Annotated in this window: 10 protein-coding genes; all 10 read left to right on the top strand. The window is 41.5% G+C overall.

What is annotated here, in order from left to right; translation table 11 throughout:
• The first annotated feature begins 218 nt into the window (after nt 1–218).
• The 10 genes from AC4E96_RS12670 (at nt 219) to AC4E96_RS12715 (ending at nt 15,171) form a co-directional block, all read left to right on the top strand.
• Nucleotides 219–752, top strand: a complete 534-nt coding sequence (locus AC4E96_RS12670) for a hypothetical protein (protein WP_490256076.1) — start codon at nt 219–221, stop codon at nt 750–752.
• A 138-nt stretch (nt 753–890) separates the two neighbouring features.
• Nucleotides 891–3,356: a S8 family peptidase gene (locus AC4E96_RS12675; protein WP_488034060.1), complete on the top strand. Its 2,466-nt coding sequence runs from the start codon at nt 891–893 to the stop codon at nt 3,354–3,356.
• A gap of 116 nt (nt 3,357–3,472) precedes the next feature.
• A complete protein-coding gene (locus tag AC4E96_RS12680; RefSeq protein WP_488034061.1) occupies nt 3,473–4,309 on the top strand; it encodes a DUF6689 family protein in 837 nt (278 codons plus the stop codon).
• A gap of 51 nt (nt 4,310–4,360) precedes the next feature.
• Complete coding sequence (locus AC4E96_RS12685; protein ID WP_490256077.1) at nt 4,361–5,266, top strand: FHA domain-containing protein; 906 nt, start codon at nt 4,361–4,363, stop codon at nt 5,264–5,266.
• Nucleotides 5,267–5,380: 114 nt separating this feature from the next.
• The gene (locus AC4E96_RS12690; RefSeq protein ID WP_490256078.1) at nt 5,381–8,773 is read left to right on the top strand and encodes a protein kinase domain-containing protein; all 3,393 of its coding nucleotides are present in this window, start codon (nt 5,381–5,383) and stop codon (nt 8,771–8,773) included.
• Nucleotides 8,742–9,479, top strand: coding sequence for a sensor histidine kinase (locus tag AC4E96_RS12695; RefSeq protein WP_488034064.1), 738 nt, complete (start codon nt 8,742–8,744; stop codon nt 9,477–9,479). Before AC4E96_RS12690 ends, AC4E96_RS12695 begins: the two co-directional genes overlap by 32 nt.
• A gap of 2 nt (nt 9,480–9,481) precedes the next feature.
• The gene (locus AC4E96_RS12700) at nt 9,482–10,120 is read left to right on the top strand and encodes a response regulator transcription factor (RefSeq protein ID WP_488034065.1); all 639 of its coding nucleotides are present in this window, start codon (nt 9,482–9,484) and stop codon (nt 10,118–10,120) included.
• 128 nt (nt 10,121–10,248) lie between these two features.
• The gene (locus tag AC4E96_RS12705; protein WP_490256079.1) at nt 10,249–12,714 is read left to right on the top strand and encodes a S8 family serine peptidase; all 2,466 of its coding nucleotides are present in this window, start codon (nt 10,249–10,251) and stop codon (nt 12,712–12,714) included.
• 193 nt (nt 12,715–12,907) lie between these two features.
• On the top strand, nt 12,908–14,323 hold the full coding sequence (locus tag AC4E96_RS12710; protein WP_490256080.1) for a M28 family metallopeptidase: 1,416 nt from the start codon (nt 12,908–12,910) through the stop codon (nt 14,321–14,323).
• Between the two features lie 209 nt (nt 14,324–14,532).
• Complete coding sequence (locus tag AC4E96_RS12715) at nt 14,533–15,171, top strand: PEP-CTERM sorting domain-containing protein (protein ID WP_490256081.1); 639 nt, start codon at nt 14,533–14,535, stop codon at nt 15,169–15,171.
• The last annotated feature ends 167 nt before the right edge of the window (nt 15,172–15,338 follow it).

Genomic DNA, 15,338 nt, shown 5'->3' on the forward strand with positions numbered 1-15,338 from the left:
ACTGAACGCGTTGACCGAAAGGTTAGCGCGTTTTTTTATGCCTGTGATTTATGAAGCTCAACCGAAATAGGCTCGGTCGCCGTTCTTTGCCATCCATGGCACCACGGCACTCGAACATCCATGTTCATCGTTTTCTATTGCCTGCGAGTTATCATCTTCACTCTTTGATCTTTGGATTGTATTGCTCGTATTATAGAGAGAGTGCAAGAGAGGCGAATATGACCATTGATATAGATCTAATAAACAAAGATAAAAACTTATACGCGGTTGAGCAGTTACCGATTATTACTGTTTATGATGATAACTTCTTCGTTAGAAATGATTATGACGTATTATCTGTGGGTCAAAGAAACTACCTTGTCCGTTTTTTTTCCAAACAAGGGTTTGTTCAAACAAGTGGTAAAACCTTACAAAAAGGTGAAGTAACTATTCACTTACCTGCGCCAAATAACAATCTTGCAGTTTCATCCTACCAACAAACATTTCTCGAAAGAGATAATAAAAACTTCTATTGCGTAACTCCTACTATGTTTGCAGAAGTTCTATTTTATTCAGCAAAAAGCGAAGAAAAACTTAAAGTTATTCGAACGTTGCGCAGATTAATTAAGAAATGCCCCTATAACATTGAGTGGTTACGGGACGTGAGTTACCGTTCAGAAATTGAGAGTGTTACTTCCTCTACCTTTAAAGAACTTACTGAATATCAGAAGTTTATAGTGAACAAGCGTTTCAAATTTAAAAAAACGCTTTAATCAAGGTTAAAATTTCTACGCTTTTGTGGGGGTTTTCCCCTGCTTGAAATGAGTATTGATCCCGATATTTATTTACCGCCATTTAGACTGAAATAGCATCACAAAATAAGATCTGAAGTAATCAGTCGGAGTGGGATCATGAATAAATTAATTAAAAACTTGGCAATTTCATTGTCAGTAGCAGGCATTAGCCTAAACGCAACCGCGGCTGCAGTCTTGGGTAGTCAACTTGAGTCAAAGCTAACGTCTATGACACCAGCGGATAAGACGATGGTTGTCGTCTCGTATGACCAATTAGAGCCTTTATCAACGGCGCAACTACAAACATTAGTTAATCTTGGCTTAAATGAAGGGGTTCAGTTTAAATCATTGCCTATCATTGGCTTAGTTGCGACTCCTAATCAAATTAACCAGTTAGTACAAATGGAAGGGGTTCGCTCGGTATATGCGAACCGAGACTTAACGTACTTTAATGCTGAAGCGAATGAAATTACAGGTGTTGAAAAGCTTCAAAGTGATGCATTTGTTAATAACAATGGTATCGGATTCACCGGAAAAGGCGTAACTGTTTTAGTCAATGATTCGGGTATTGATGCAACGCATGATGATTTAGCTTTTGGCGAGAAGGTGGTACAAAACGTACAAGGCGTCACTCACGCGCAGGCGATTTCCTTAACAGGTGTAGATGGTGTTTGGATTGAAGGTCAAGCCAATACAGACCTAAATACAGGTCACGGTACTCACTGTGCAGGTACTTTAGCCGGCTGGGGAACAATGTCTGATGGTAAATATAAAGGTGCCGCTGTCGATGCTGAGTTAGTCGGTTATGGTTCAGGTGCAGGCTTGTCTATTCTAGATGCGTTGGGTGGCTATGATTATGCCATTTCACATGTCTACGATTTTAATTCGCCGATAAGAATAATGAGTAACTCCTGGGGCTCATCCGGTAAGTTCGACCCTAACGGTCCGATTTCTTTAGCGTCATTTAAAGCAAATAAGCTCGGTATTCTTTCTGTGTTTGCGGCCGGTAATGATGGCTCAGGTGAAGATACTCACAACCCTTATGCCCAAATTCCTTGGGGTATATCAGTGGGTGCCGGTACTAAACAAGGAGAGCTGATTGACTTTTCTTCTCGTGGCTTAAAGGGAGAGCAAGGCACATTTAGTATGCCAGACGGATCTGAATGGACTTATAAAAATGAAGTAACGATCGTGGGGCCTGGAGTCGACATTATTAGTACTCGTTCTAAATCAAACTTAGCGAGTAATGGTGGTGCCAATGATGTTGGTGCAATCGAAGATGAATACTTACCGTTTTATACAATGATTTCTGGTACTTCAATGGCAACTCCTCATGTGGCAGGCATCATTGCCATGATGTTAGAAGCAAACCCACACTTGAGTAACAGCCAGATCAAACAGATCATTATGGATACCGCAACGAACATGCCGGGATATGAAGGCTGGGAAGTAGGTGCGGGTTATGTTAATGCTTATGCTGCTGTTGCCGCGGCGTTGGGTTATGACAACCAAAACTCAGAAACGGTAAATTATGATAAAGCATTTAATGCTAATGCTTTAATTTCTGAAGGTGACGTAAAACCATTTGAATTAGTTTATGCCCCAGTCGGTGAGCCAGATGTCTTCGAGTTTGAGGTCTCTGATAAAGGTGCGTTTATTTCTGCATCTGCGGCCAATTTTGCCAATACAACTAAGCTCAAACTGGAAGCACCAGATGGCACCGTTTATTTTGGTAATCTGACTTTACCGGTATTGAACACTAATATGCGCGTTTCTGCACCAGCGATGCCAGGTACTTGGAAACTTTCAGTCTATGGCATGACTTCATTGTCAGGTGTTCAAGCTGATCCAACAGGATTAACAAATGGCCCGGGTGCTCCTGATTTCGTTTCAGGTACTGTAAGCGTTTTTGATTCTGCGGGTTATCAAGGCTTGGATGATATTTCGGGTCATCCAGCTGAGAAAGCGATTCAATTTGCGGTTAGTGAGCGCTTAGTGGACAGTAAAAACGATCGTTTTTATCGTCCAGACAATAAGTTGAAGCGTCAAGAACTAGCAGAGTTTTTGGTGATGGGGACGTCTATTCGTCAACATAGAAGCTTGTTAAACGAGTCAGCTAATGAAGTTTCTGATGTAAACAACCGCTACCGCCCATATGTTGATTCGGTTATACAAGTAGGTTCTGCGCTAAAAGACCGTCAACAAATGCAAGCGCCAGTGATGAAGTCACAGTTAGGAGAATTCTCACCAAAGGCTGCGGTAGTCAAACAAGAACTTGCTTATTCTTTGATTCAGGTACTTGGGCTAGAAGAACAAGTGGCAAACTTTAGCGGTCCAATTACGGTTGAGTACAATGGTGAGCGAATTGATGTGCTAGACAGTGAGTCAATTCCAACTGAACTAAGAGGTTATGTTCAGGCTGCCATTGATATGTCAATCATCGGTGTTAAGTACGGAGTTGAGCAAGGTCCATATGACTTAGAGCCAACGGTTGTAGCGTATTTTGAGCCAAACAAAAAAGTTACTCGAGCGGATTATGCAGTAATTATCGGTCGTATGTTCGAAAACTATCTTAGAAATTAAGAACAATATTTAATCTATTTTGTGTTAGATTTGTTATATAACGGTGCTATTAAAGAAAAAATCTTTAATAGCACTTTGTTCAAGGCGACTTAACGCTTTGATAAAGGAGAATAAAAATGAACAACGTACTAAATCAATTCTTTATTGCTTTATTACTCATAGCAACAACACTACCAACTTTTGCTCAGTCATCTGGGCCTGTGCAGATTAACGTCAATGAAAATCAGGTTTATGCAGAAATTGAACTACCAGGCGATATTACTGCTGATATTACGATTACATTTGAAAACGCAGTTGGTTTAACCAAAGAAAGTATTGGTCTTACTGCCGAATTAATAGATGTAACCTCTCCAAGCTTTTTAGATCGCTTACCTAATAATTTATTAGTGACACCTAGTGCTGCATTCCCAATGATGATCACGATTGAGCCATTAGCAAGCAGTGGCTTTTCATTTTCTGGTTTAACAGTGGTTGACCTACATACTCATAATTTAGAGTACACAGCAAATACACCACTGCGCCTATACAAGGCACCTCTCAATGGTGAATTTAAAGATATTACCATGACATTGGGGGCAGGTAGTATTCGAGCTCGTGGTAGCACAGGTAAATTCTCTCAGTTCATTATTGCCGCAGACGTAAGAGCACCGCAGACAGTGATTACAGAGAAGTTTGCAGACCTGAACAATGCACTTACCTCTTTCTCTAGCCAAATTGAATCTAATACTTACATTGAGTTGGCAAACCAAGCCGCTTTAATTCAGCAGCTGATCAATAACGCGGAATATTATCAAGCAGCTAAAGCCGTGACAGCGTTTAATCAGTTAGTTGATGCAAATGAAGGTTTAAATGTTCCTAATGTTTGGCGTTCAAGCCGAGACATCAGTAACGTTGCAGGTGAGCTAATGGCATATGCGAACACACTTAGGTTCAGCCTGCGTTTGATCAAGTAATCTGAAGTTTTATTACAAGCTCTTTTTAACCTATGGAAAGTGAGTGTTGAGATGCCTGCTAAATTTACGATCTGTTACTCTGACAAACCCGCTGTTGAAGCATTAATGTATGAAACTAAAGGGTATCAACTAGGGCGCGCTCCAAGTTGTAACGTTGTGATTAACCACCCAACCGTGTCGAGAAATCATGCTCGAATGCTGTTTGAAGAATCACAATGGTCATTACTAGATGAAAAAAGTAAAAATGGCACTAAGATTAATGGCTTAACAGTGACATCTTCAACACTTCCAGATGATGCTTTGATTTCAATCGGTGACTTGGACTGTTTGTTTGAGACCCAAACGGAAACGCAAGTTCAGGCACTTCTTGCTCATCAACAATGGCGCAAGCAACAAGTTCAAAAAAGCTTTGCCAATGAGATGGTGAATGAACACTTATCAACAACCCTCCAAGCGCAACTTAATAACATTCTTATGCTCACTGGCATGCAGCGAGGGGTTATATTTTTAGGTAGTACTCAAGCTTCATTGAGTATTGGGGCTTCCCAAGGGATGTCTCAACGAGATTTCAATACTAAAGACTTTTCTGGTAGTACTGGTGCAATCATCCAATGCCTGGAACAGGAAAAAAGTGTCGTAGCAATGGATGTTATGAACCATGACTTTTTGAAAAATCGACAAAGTATCGAATTGAAGAAAATTTCCTCACTTGCGTGTGTACCACTTTTTTATCATGATAAGGTGGTTGGCGTGATTTACACTGACAGTAAAATGTCAGATAAGATTTTAACTGAGTTGGATATGGACGTATTACAGAGTATGACTGAACAAGTAGGGATGACGGTTCAGACTATACTACTGCAACGGTCTATAGAGTCTCTTCAATCTGACCTAACCAGTGAGTTAGTCAAAAATCACGACTTTTCAAATAGTCAGCTAATTGCATTGTGTCATTGATTCATTATATATGTAGGACAAATTTGGCAAGGTAAGCAAACAGTGAAGTAGGGTAAACTAATTAGAATACGGAGATCTTTTAGTGCATCAGACTGACACGATGAAACAGGTAGTATGAGCAGCAAAGATGATCAACCCGACCACACTCCGATAAGTGCATTCGAAACTCAGGCACTGAACAACACATCATCACTAGACGTTGGTGAGGTTTTGGTCGGGCGGTTTAAAATCAAAAAATGGGTCGGTCAAGGTCAACATGGTACGGTATATCTGACCGATGACCTTCAGCTTAATGTTCAAATTGCCATAAAAGTATTACACCCTTCTATTTGCAACGATACCACTCAACTCATTAAGTTTAAAAATGAGCTGTTACTAGTCCGCCAATTATCACACCCTAATATCATCAGAGTTCATGAATATTACTCCGATGGCGATTGTCATTTCATCACTATGGATTGGATAGGCGGCAAGACGCTTCGCGATCGGATGAGAGATGAAAAATTCGATGTAAGTACTTCTCTCAAGGTTGTTAATCAATTATTAAATGCAGTGCAGTTTGCCCAAGAGCATGGTGTTACTCATAGAGATATCAAGCCAGAAAATGTCATGTTTGACGAGTCTGGGCAACTTTTTCTCGCTGACTTTGGTATGTCTTCTTTTAACGAGGTAGACAAAAAAGAGTCCATAGAGGCGATATTAGGCACTCCTGTTTATGCGCCACCAGAATACCTTCAATCAGGAAAAGTAAACACGTCCACCGATGTTTATGCGATAGGTGTTATTGCATTTGAGTTACTGTATGGAGAATTGCCGTTTAACATCGGATCGATTCAAGCGATAATTAATGCCAAACTAAGTTTAAATATCGACAATAAAGCCTGTCCTAATTTAGCACTGCCAAATGCACAACAGCTTAATGTTAGAAAGTGGCTGGCGACAATACTGAACCCGTATTGCGAAGGTCGATTCAAACATGCCAAACAAGCTCAAGAAGCCCTTTATGCAATTCAAAATGAGATAGAAAAAAAAGAGCCTTCGACGCATTTTGTTAAAAAGGTTTTGATGTCCGTCGGTACGGTGTCCGCTATATTGCTCAGTGTCCTGTTATTGTTGCCGGTGTATAACAATTACTTTTCTCACTTTGATGAAAGCAACGTTGGCAACGACATTGAAAGCAAAGACTATTATTCATTAGCTGTCCTTGCCAACAAGAAAGAGCCCGACCTAGCCGAGTTTACTCACTATTTAAATACCCATTTATTTGGTCAGCATCAAATCAAAACGACGTCAACAGAACGAACACTTACTTTAGTTGAGCGACTAGGCTTTGAGCCACCATATGATGATGGTGAGTTAGGGCTGGTTTTGGAACTATTGGACGCCGATGCAATATTGTTAGTTGATACCATAGGAGTGGAGCAGCAAGAAGTTGTGTTATATCAGGTGACCAAGGTTGGTTCCACGGTTCTGCGTTCAGTTTTAAGTACTGATGATAAAACTAAGCACACCTACTCCGAAATGGTCCAGCGCCAGGTTAATGTTGTGAGCGAAACGTTTAATGTGCTTCAGTCAAATGAATCGGTTAAGTCGTACCCATTACCAGAGGACTTGATTAGTGTATTCAAATCAATAGACCAGGGACAATTTACACAGGCTCAAGAGCAGCTTGATGTATTATTAGCGGTGAATGATAAGGACTTTTTAGCCTGGTTTGCACAAGGACAAGTTTACTTTTATTTGGGTCAAATAATTGAGGCCGAACACGCTTATACTCAAACTGTAACACTAGGTCCTGACGATGCTTATTCCGTTTTATTTGCAAAAGCTCGGCTCGAAGACCTGGCGGGTAACCTAGAACAGGCGGAGTCTTATTATTTACAGTTGAAAGACGCAACACCTTATCGTATTTCGACCTTATTTGAGCTGGTTAATTTTTATATGTATATCGAAAATTTCGCCAAAGCGGAGATGTACTTATTAGAAATTGCAAAGTTGGATAAAAACCATCCAACGGTGTGGTTTGAATTAGGTAAAGTGGCTTTTCATCAAGGTCATTTTGAAAAGGCTATTGATGAATATTTTTTAAAAGCGCTAATCGTGGCTAAAAAGCTAAAGAATCGTCAACAAGAAGCGGATGTTCTTAATGCCTTTGGTGTGGTTTATCAGCAGCTGAAAGAATTGTCATTGGCGAGTGATTTTTATCAACAAGGTCTGGATAAATATAAACTCGTAGGTGATGAACTCGGGATTCCAAAAGCACTCAATAATCTAGGCTTTTTAAATATCCACATAGGCAAGTATCAAACGGCGTTATCGCAACTCGAAATGAGCTTAGAGCTTTATCGCAACTTGGGCGATCAGGTAGGAGAATCTGAAGTACTCAATGATCTAGGTGTATTAGCAGAAGAGCAAGGACAATACTCCACAGCATTAGAGTATTACAGACGAGCATTGGCCATTTGGCAGTCTTTAGGTAGTCAGCGTAAGCAAGCTTCAATTATGAATAACATCGCGTTTTCCTATTTTATGTTATTGGAGCCAGAACACGCTATTGCGTATTGGCGACAAGCCGAACAGCTCAATCAAAAAATACAGCATCCGCTGGGGATTATCCATATACGACAGGGTCTAGGGCAACTTGAGCTTGCTAAGGCTAATTGGAAAAATGCCTATCATCTTTACAATAAAACACTTGAAGATGCACAAGAGCTCAAGAGTAAAGAGTTTGAATTAATTGCCAAAGGTTACCTAACCAAGTTGACTTTTTTACAAGGAAATTTTGCTAACAGTATAAATGAGCTAGCAAATGTATATGAAGAGAGTCAATCATTGAAAGACAAACGTGCCATCGTTGAGTTTGGTGATTGGTTAATCCAATGGTACGTCGAAATAGGTGATAAACAAGCAGCCGCAAAAACACTTTCAGAGATTAGGCCTTACCTAAAGTCCTACTCTTCCGACGTAAAGACGGCGATCTATCAACTACTTGAAGCAATGGTTCAAGATAGAGACCCACTTGTTGACGTCTCTCAGCTTGGTAAATTACAAGATAACAAAGCCGAACATGACTTGTATATTCGACTATTAATAGAAAGTGCTCGTTTTCATTTACGCGAAGGAAGTAAAGACATCTCGGCGCAACTCCGTCAGCTGCGCCAAATCGATTTTGAGTTATTTCAATATCACCACCTAAGTGTATTGGAGCTGCGAGCGGCTCAGGCTTTTATTGACAAAGACCTCAACGAGCTCAAAAAAACGATGCGTGAAGCAGAGCTTCTGATGCGCCGTTCAGGTCAATACTGGCGTGCATTTCATTTTGATCGCTTGCGAGCCCAATTGGCAAAAATCGAGGGCAAGCCAGACACGATCTTCCAACAGAGATTAGCTAAAAAAGTGAGGCGCTTGTTAAGCAATTTGCCTGCAGAAGAGCGCACTGCTTTCTTAGTTCAACAAGATTATTTAGGTATCCAGGATGGATTTAGAGAGCTTAGCCGGTATGACTGATGCAAATGAAATAGAAAACGTAATTGCCCAACTTAATGCCAAACAGCTAAATATTGTAAAGCAATTACAAGTGGGTAATGATCAAATGAGAGGGCTCGCTAAACGTGTTTGGCGAGTTCAAGAAGATGAGCGCAAGCATATCGCACGCGAACTTCACGATGGAGTCGGTCAACTACTGACTGCCCTTATAAATCAATTGCAGCAAGTGCAAAAAGGGCATTCTGACGTGGATTTGTCACAAAGTCTCGAACTAGCCCGACAGGCTTTGACCGACACCCGAGTGATTTCACGATTAATGCGACCAAGAATTTTGGATGATTTGGGTTTGGTACCCGCTTTAGAATGGCTTGTGAGAATGATGGCTGAGCCAGTTGATATACAAGTCGATTTACATCATCAAGTTGAAACTGGTTTGGATGAAGATACCCAAACATTGGCTTTTAGGGTGATACAAGAAGCCTTAACAAATGCAATCAAACACGCCAATGCTAAACAAGTCTCCATCAATTTAATCGCAACACCAAACATGCTGTTAATTAAAATTAAAGATGATGGCGTTGGTTTTGATATGGAACAGCAAGATGCCTTGAATGGTTTTGGCTTGGGCGCAATGCACGACAGAATATGTGCATTTGGTGGTCAGTTGACTGTCACTTCTGCGTTAGGTGAGGGATGTGAAATTAAAGTGTTAGTGACAAGGGTTTAGAGATGATTACGGTATTGTTAGCAGATGATCATACGATTTTACGTCAAGGACTAGTGAGCTTACTGGCAAAAGATGATGAGTGTCGTGTTGTTGCAGAAGCGGGTGATGGCTTAGAGGCCGTAGAAAAAGCATTGGAATTCAGACCAACGGTGGTGGTTATTGATATTAGTATGCCTGAGCTCAATGGTATGGAAGCGGTAAAACGTATTCACGAGCAGCTACCTGATACTAAAATACTAGTCTTAACGATGCACGAAGAGCAAGAATATGTCTTCCATATGGTCCGTGCAGGTGCGTCTGGATATTTGTTGAAAGACAGCGCTGGCGATGAACTCATCGATGCAGTAAAAACTTTAGCAACAGGAAAGTCTTATTTCAGTCAGTACGCCGCAAGCGTCTTGGCGACTCAGTACAACCAACCGGTTAACCCTTGGTTAGATCCATACAAAAACTTAACAAAACGCGAGCGAGAAGTATTTCATTTGATCATAGAAGGTAAGACAACGAAAGACGTTGCGCGTGCTCTAGATATTAGTGTTAAGACGGCAGAGAATCATCGCGGAAAAGTACTTGATAAGCTAGATGCGGCAAATGCAGCCGAGCTTGTACGCTACGCAGCTAAAAATAATTTACTCATGTAAATAGTCTTCTGTTTTATAACCCCCACTCCGGGTGGAATTCCTCTAACTAACTAGGGGTTTCACCCTATTCTTTCTTGATGAATGGTTTGCCAAGCTGTTGTTACGATAAAAACAATAGGTTAATAACCATGTTCAACACAAAAATTTCTAATAAAAAACTAAAAGCTGGTCTTTTAGCTGCAGGTCTAAGCTTTTTTTCAATGGGGGCCGCTGCGAAGTCGATGGGGCCACAAATTCAAAGTCTACTGTCCGATGCCGCGGCTCAAGACACGTTTGAAGTGATTGTAACGTTCGAAGGGAATGGTTCGTTAAATCAAGATCAATTAAACGTGCTTGAGTCCGCTGGTATCATTGGCGGTATCACAATGAAAAGTTTGCCGATAATTGGTATTCAAGCGAGTAAATCTCAAATTGAAGAGCTCTATGCTTCAAGTGAAGTACGTTCGGTATGGCACAACTCAAAATTAGTTTTAGAGAACGAAGGTTCAACTCAGATTACGGGTGTAGACAGGCTGCGCGATGATCAATCAATGCGTAATTTGGGTATGCCATTTTCTGGTCGTGGAATTGGTGTCGTAGTAAACGATTCAGGTGTCGACGGCACACATAGTGACATCAAATACCCAAATCATGTGGTTCAAAATGTTTTGGCGCAAACTAATCTAAATAGTCTTTCAGAGTTTTTACCAATTACTTATCAAGAAGATACTGCCAATACTGATATTGCTGGTGGCCACGGCTCACATGTGGCTGGGATTGTTGGTGGCAACGGTGCAATGTCAAAGGGCAAATATCAGGGCGTAGCGCCTGGCGCTAAAATTGTCGGTTACGGCTCAGGCGCTGGTTTGTTTATTCTTGATACCTTAGGTGGTTTTGATTACGCATTAACGCACCAACATGACTACAACATTCGAGTCATTTCTAACTCTTTCGGTAGTACAAGTGACACGGGCTCTGATTTTAATCCTGATCACCCAACTAATGTAGCGACAAAAGAGTTGGCAGATAGAGGCGTTATCGTTGTTTTCTCTGCTGGTAATTCGGGCAGTGGTGAGGCAACCATTACAGGTAACTTCAAAAAAGCACCTTGGGTTATTACGGTAGCTGCAGGTGACAAAGAAGGTAAACTGGCGGACTTTAGTTCTCGAGGCGTGAAAGACAAAGGTGGCCAAGTGGTCGTTGATGGGGAATTGTTCGATTGGGAAGATCGCCCAACGGTAACGGCACCAGGTGTTGATGTTATTTCTGCCCGTGCATCTCTTTCAAGCTTAAGCGCACTTAGTGTTACTGGTGATAGCGAAGTAATGGACGCGAATCACGTGCCGTATTACACAACGATGAGTGGTACATCGATGTCTGCTCCTCATGTATCGGGTATCGTTGCGTTAATGTTGGAAGCAAACCCATCACTTAATTGGCGTGGTGTGAAAGAGATTTTGCAAAATACAGCAACTAACATGCCTGGTCGTGAGATGTGGGAAGTTGGTGCCGGTTATGTCAATGCATATGCAGCGGTTAAGTCAGTGGTTGATCAAAACCTTACTTTTGGTACTACGACAAAACAATCTCGCCAATTTAATGCAGAAGCACAAACTTCAGTGCAAAGTGAATACCCAGAGACAGTGCCATTTTCTCCGGTCGGTGACAATGAAGGTATTACGATACCTGTGAATGCTGACGCCTCACTTTTAATGGTCCGTGCAAACGTAAGTGATAATACGGTTGGCCTTTCACTGACCAGTCCATCGGGTAAGCGTTATGGTTCAAGCATTGCACTGCCAGTTTTAGGGCAGAATATTGCGGTGACAGCACCAGCTGAATCAGGGAATTGGACACTAAAGGCAAATGGTATTGGCGGGATTTCCGGAGTGGGTGTCGACCCAGTGGGCGCTACAAATGGCTATGCAGCACCTGGTGAAATTGACGTTACGATTAAAATAGTTCAAACCGATGGATATTCTGGTTTAGGTGATACTGAGCAACATCCTGCTCGTTCATTTATTGAATATGCGGTTAGTGAACAACTTGTCGATGCCACAAAAAACGGCTTTAAGCCAGATCGTCACCTACAACGCCAAGAGCTAGCAGATTATTTAGTCTTAGGTAGTGGTGTGCGTCAGTCTCATCAGGCGACAAATACTGAGTATAGCGATGTAACTGCCCAATATGCAGGTGCAGTCGCAGCTGTGACTGAAAAAGGTGCGGCACTTCGTAACCGAGACCAAGATCAATCTGCGGTTATGAAATCGGTGAATGGTCAGTTTGACAGCGAAGGAAAGGTAACGAAATATCAATTGGCTTACTCTTTAGTGCAATCACTAGCCCTTGAAGCAGAGGCTTCGAGCCATGTTGGAGACGTATCTGTTGTTCATAATGATTCACGAATTGTGTTAGAAGACCAAGCCGATATCCCAGCTGAACTAAAAGGCTATGTTCAATTAGCATTAGACTTGGGGATTTTGGGCGCGAGATTTTCGGTTTCTCAAGGGCCTTATGACCTAGAGCCGACCGTTCATGCTCACTTTGATGGTGACAGCTTTATTAGCCGTGCTGATTATGCAGTTGCCGCGACTCGATTTTATGAAAACTATTAATAGTTAAAAACGACTCGCTTTAAACAAAAATCTATAAAGTCGATATTGCAGCTTCCTAACCCTGTAATATCGACTTTTTATTTGTGCACGAGATGAGTGAACAATATTCTCCGTTCGAAAATTCCCCAGTTCAAATAGACAATGATAAGGTGTTACAAGTCCAAAAATATAAAAATAATTAATAGGTAAGTTCATGCGTTTTTCACCCTCCCTTAAGTCTTCTGTGACTGCAATTACAGCGGCCACTTTGGTAGCAATACCTCTTTTTGTGCAAGCGAATCAAACGACTCAATCACATCAGCCTGAATACTTGAAAGTTGATGAATCACTACACGAGATTGTCGGTAAAGTCTCTCCAGACAGAATCGAAACAGACATCAGAAAGCTCGTCAGTTTTGGGACTCGTCATACACTGTCTGAAACAGAGTCTGATACACGTGGTATTGGTGCGGCGAGGCGTTGGATTAAAAGTGAGTTTGATAAAATTTCAACAGAGTGTGGTGGCTGTTTGGAGGTCTTTTATCAATCGCGAACGATTAGTGGTGAAAAACGCATACCAAATGCGACCGATGTGGTTAGTGTCATCGCCATTCAAAAGGGCACCACAGATCCAAACCGCTATGTATTGATGTCAGGTGATATCGATTCGCGAGTAACGGATGTGATGGACTTTACTTCAGATTCACCTGGCGCAAATGACAACGCATCTGGTGTTGCTGGGACTCTAGAAGCTGCCCGTGTGTTATCTCAATATAAATTTAACGGCAGTATTGTTTATGCTGCGTTAGCAGGTGAAGAACAAGGTTTGTTTGGTGGTAAAATTTTAGCTGAACATGCGAAAGCAAATAACTGGCGTTTGAAGGCGGTGTTAAATAACGACATGATTGGCAACATCGAAGGGATCAATGGTGTCATCAATAACACGACAGCGAGAATATTCGCTGAAGGCACCCGACAAACCGAAACAGAGAGAGAAGCTCGCATTCGTCGTTTTACTGGTGGTGAAGTCGATTCACCAAGCCGAAACTTAGCGAGATACATAGACAAGATGGCCGACGATTACATTCCAAACCTAGATACTATGGTGATTTATAGACTCGATCGATTTGGCCGAGGCGGTCATCATCGTCCGTTTAATGACTTAGGCTATCCTGGCATTCGAATAATGGAAACGAACGAACATTATGATCGCCAACACCAAGACCTAAGAACAGAAAACGGCATAGTATATGGAGACACAATTGAAGGTGTTGATTTTGATTACGCTGCTAAACTTACCGCGTTAAATGCTGTTTCGTTAGCGGGGATGGCATGGGCGCCAACACCACCGGCAAAGGTTAAAATCCAAGGTGCGGTAAAACCAGACACAACGCTTTCTTGGGCCAAAGCAGATGAAACCCAAAATCCACAATTGGCTGGCTACAAAATTTACTGGCGCTACACCGACGCCCCGCAATGGCAATATAGCCGTTATGTCGGAAATGTAAGTGAATATACATTGAAAAACGTCGTCATCGACAATTACTTTTTTGGTGTCGCAAGTGTGAGTAAAGACGGCTCCGAAAGCCCAGTCGTCTTCCCAGGTGCTGCAGGCGCGTTTGGTGAATAACGAGCAACTTGTCCCTCTCTGGAGTGTTAATTCAGAGAGGGAGTGCTGAGTCTTTAGTTTATAAGCCTCTTACTAATTGCGTACCCTAACTAGCTTTAAAGCTATTGTTAACTAATTGAAAATAAATGCTAAGTGTTTAAAATGTCCCGAAACGGATTTTTACAGGGATCGGTTTTTAAACACACCCCAATTAGTATCAAGGAGTAACTATGAGTATTTGGGCAAAATCACTTTTAGCCGCGGTTGTCGCGGTCACACCTTTAGCTACACAGGCTAGTATTATTCAAAACGATTTCAACAACGCTGGCGATAACTTGTTGACGTATGACGACTCGACAAACCTAAGCTGGCTGGATTGGAATTACACTTCTGGTGAGTCTTATGATGACATCTTCGCAAGAACACAAGATGTGAATGACGAATTATATGGTTTTAGGTATGCGACTAGAACTGATTGGTCTAACCTAACAAGCTCTTTAGGCCTAAAGTTCAATGACTATATTCGAGAAAACACAGAGGTCAGTAATGCGAGAACATTACAAAATTACCTTGGAACAACGGTCTCGAACTCTAGTTTTGGTATTTCTGGACAGTTTCCAAAGTCAGGTGAGTCGGATATTTTTGTATTAATGTTTAACTCTTCCGAAACGAAGTATGCGTTGCAGAACAAATATAATAGTAAAACGGCTGAGCATGACAATCGTTATCCAAACTATGGTCATGCCTTAGTTAAGGACTTCACAGTTGCAGCAGCTCCAGTTGCAGAAGTACCAGAGCCTGAAAGCTTTGCTATCTTTGCATTGGGTCTAGCAGGCTTGATGTTAAGAAAGAAAAAGAAAGCCGTATAAAAGCCTTCTCTTCTTTAGAGTAAGCTAATTCTGAATAATAGAGAGTAGGTCATTGTTACCTGCTTTCTAATTACAACTATCTGCCTTTCGTTCTCTGTCTTTATACAGCCAAACAATTTCAAGGCTCCCAACGGTTATATTTCTTCAGCCAACCTTGATGTACCTCC

Source organism: Psychrosphaera sp., assembly GCF_982872775.1.